Here is a 2,546-nt window from a genome sequence, read left to right on the forward strand (position 1 = left end):
CGCCCTCCTCGGCCTGCGCCGCTACCGGGAGGCGGTCGACCGCGGCCGCAGAGCCCTCGCCGGCACCCGTCCCGAGGACGGCGCCGTCCACCTCCGGGCGCTCAACGCCCTCGCGGTGTCCAGCGCCCTCGTCGGCCGCGCGGACGAGGCCGCGGCGCTCACCGCCGACGCGCTCGCGTGCGCGGCCGGCACCGGCGAACCCCATCGCCTGTCCGCCACCCTCGCCCACGGCGCGCAGGTCCGCCTGCTGATCGGCGACCGGGAGGGCGCCCTCCGGCAGGCCCGCGAGGCCCGGAACCTGCTGCCCGGCTCCACGGTGACCATCTGCCACCTCTGGTCGATGCTCACCGAGGCCCACGCCCTCCAGCCCGTCGCCGACGAGGAGGCCTGCGAGCTCGCCTGGCGCCGCGCGCTCGCCGCCTGCGAGGAGGCCGGCCTGCTGCACCTCCTCGCTCTCGCCGAGCAGTCCTACGCCTCCTTCCTGGCGGGCCGCGGCCGGGCGCCGGAGGCCGTCGAACGGCTGCGGACGGCCCTCGGCCGCTTCCGGGCGGACGGGCGGCTCCCGTCGTCCATGGGCGGCTTCGTCACCGCGATCGAGGAACAGCTGGATGTCCTGACGTCACGTCAGATCTGTTGACGGACCTGACGATCAGTCAACCGACCGTGGCTGTACGGGCACACCCGTGCTCGGCCGCCTTCGGAGCACACCCGTGCTCGGCCGCCTTCGGGGCGTACCCGTGCTCGGCCGCGAGGACCGGGCGCATGGCGCGGATCGCGTAGAAGTTGCGGGACTTGACCGTCCCCGGCGGCACCCCGAGCCGCTCCGCCGCCTCCACCACCGAGCGGTCCTTGAGGTGCAGTTCCACCAGCACCTCGCGGTGGTGCTTCTGCACCCGCCGCAGCGCCAGGGCGATGTCCCGGGAGGCCACCACCCGCTCGTACGGGTCCTCGGCGACCGGCCGGTCCTCCACCGCCTCGCCGAGCGCCTCGGGCGCCCGGGAGGCCGCCATCCGGTAGTGGTCGATGGCGATCCGCCGGGCCACCGTGAACAGCCACGGGCGGCTGTGCTCGGGGCCGGCCTTCAGCGCCTCCGGGTTCTGCCAGGCGCGCAGCAGGGTCTCCTGGAGGATGTCCTCGGCCTTGCCGCGGTCGCCCCGCGTGGTGCGCAGCAGCACGTTCAGCAGGTAGCCGCCGTGCAGGCGGTGGATCTCGGCGAGGTCCCGCGGGTCCAGGGTCGGGCGCTCCGCCCGCTTCGCGGCGGCGGGCGCCGGGGCGGTCTCCGCGGGCTGGGCGGCGGACTCTGCGGGCTGCTGGACGCCGGGGGCGATCGGGGCGACAGGCTGCTGGGACACGCACTACCTCACAGAGCGGTCGGGGTCAGGGACAGTCCGACCGGATCCCCCCGGCGGCTGTGACCACAGGCTGTCAACAGCCGCCAAGGATGCACCAACTCCGCGCCAACGTCCGTCCCCCCGCCCTCCCGCGCCGCTCCCCCGCCGCTGCTCCACCGGGGGGCACCCGCGCCGTCAGGCCGCGTTCCGCTCCTCGTTGAGGGCCCGGACCAGGTCCTGCACGCCGTCCTCGCCGCGGTGCTCGATCAGGACGGCGACCCACGTCGTGAACCGCTCCCGCTCCTCCGCCGACCAGCCCGGCGCCGACGGGTGCTCGTCCACCACCATCGCCGCCGCGAGCTCCCGCAGCCCCGGCGACGGCACCGGCCGCCGGCGGCCGGACGGCAGCCCGTCCAGCGCCACCCGCCGGGCGACGGCGATCACGCTCTCCGCCGCCCCCGGCGGCACCGGCAGGGCCGGCGGCCCCGGCACGGCCTGCGCGCCCTCGGCCAGCAGCGCCGCGATCAGTTCACGCGCTTCCGCGCGCTCGGTTCCCATGTTCCGTCGTCCTCCCCCGTCCCACGTCCGGGACTGAATCCGCCGTTCCTTCGGGGCCGCCCGGAACCGGCCGGACGCCCCCGGAGACGGTACCGACTGGTCGCGCGGTCCGGTCGGGGGTTTGCGGACAGCGGAACCCGCCGGCCGGACCGTGACCCGGCCGGCGGTCCGATGTCCTAGAAGGTGGTCCAGTCGTTGTTGTCCGGGGTGCCGAGCGTGCGGATCCGCTCGCCGTCGGCGTCGTCGAAGGTGTCCGTGGCGATCTTGAACTTGCTGCCGTCGGGCCGGAATCCGTACAGCACGACCTGGTCCGAGCTGATGCCGTTCAACGACAGGTACGTGCAGCTGCCGGGCATGACCACGAACGTCGTGAAGTTCCCCCGCTTCGTGAACTGCGCCTCCGACGCGTACGTGCCGTTCGAGCACAGGGCGAAGTTGTAGCCCCGCTGGGCCGGCTGCACCCCGCCCCCGGGCACGGCCGCGTGCGCGGCGGTGACGCCGGTGAGGCCGAGCAGGCCGGTGGTGGCGAGCAGCAGGCTGGCGGCCCGGGTGGTGCGGGTCTTGGTGCGCATGGGATTCCTCCAGGCATGATCGGGACGCTCGTTGCGTCCCGACCAGCTCAACGGGCCTCCCGGTGAACGGGGTTCAGCACCGGTC

4 protein-coding genes are annotated in these 2,546 nt (G+C 75.0%); 1 reads left to right on the forward strand and 3 read right to left on the reverse strand.

Annotated features, from left to right (window positions below; genetic code table 11):
• Positions 1-637 (forward strand): hypothetical protein (locus AB0O00_RS35440; RefSeq protein ID WP_363658819.1); only part of this gene is annotated, 637 nt, incomplete at its 5' end.
• A 16-nt stretch (positions 638-653) separates the two neighbouring features.
• Here AB0O00_RS35440 and AB0O00_RS35445 read toward each other — a convergent pair.
• The 3 genes from AB0O00_RS35445 to AB0O00_RS35455 all read right to left on the reverse strand — a co-directional run bounded on the left by AB0O00_RS35445 (position 654) and on the right by AB0O00_RS35455 (position 2,461).
• Positions 654-1,352, reverse strand: coding sequence for a sigma-70 family RNA polymerase sigma factor (locus tag AB0O00_RS35445; RefSeq protein ID WP_363658820.1), 699 nt, complete (start codon positions 1,350-1,352; stop codon positions 654-656).
• 174 nt (positions 1,353-1,526) lie between these two features.
• On the reverse strand, positions 1,527-1,889 hold the full coding sequence (locus AB0O00_RS35450) for a hypothetical protein (RefSeq protein ID WP_363658821.1): 363 nt from the start codon (positions 1,887-1,889) through the stop codon (positions 1,527-1,529).
• 176 nt (positions 1,890-2,065) lie between these two features.
• Positions 2,066-2,461, reverse strand: a complete 396-nt coding sequence (locus tag AB0O00_RS35455) for a hypothetical protein (RefSeq protein WP_363658822.1) — start codon at positions 2,459-2,461, stop codon at positions 2,066-2,068.
• Positions 2,462-2,546: the final 85 nt, after the last annotated feature.

Source organism: Kitasatospora sp. NPDC093558 (genome assembly GCF_040683475.1).
GTDB lineage: Bacteria > Actinomycetota > Actinomycetes > Streptomycetales > Streptomycetaceae > Kitasatospora.

Excerpts from the sequence above, each read along its gene's own strand:
- AB0O00_RS35450 (WP_363658821.1), bottom strand. The coding sequence starts at position 1,889 with ATGGGAACCGAGCGCGCGGAAGCGCGTGAACTGATCGCGGCGCTGCTG.
- AB0O00_RS35455 (WP_363658822.1), bottom strand. The coding sequence starts at position 2,461 with ATGCGCACCAAGACCCGCACCACCCGGGCCGCCAGCCTGCTGCTCGCC.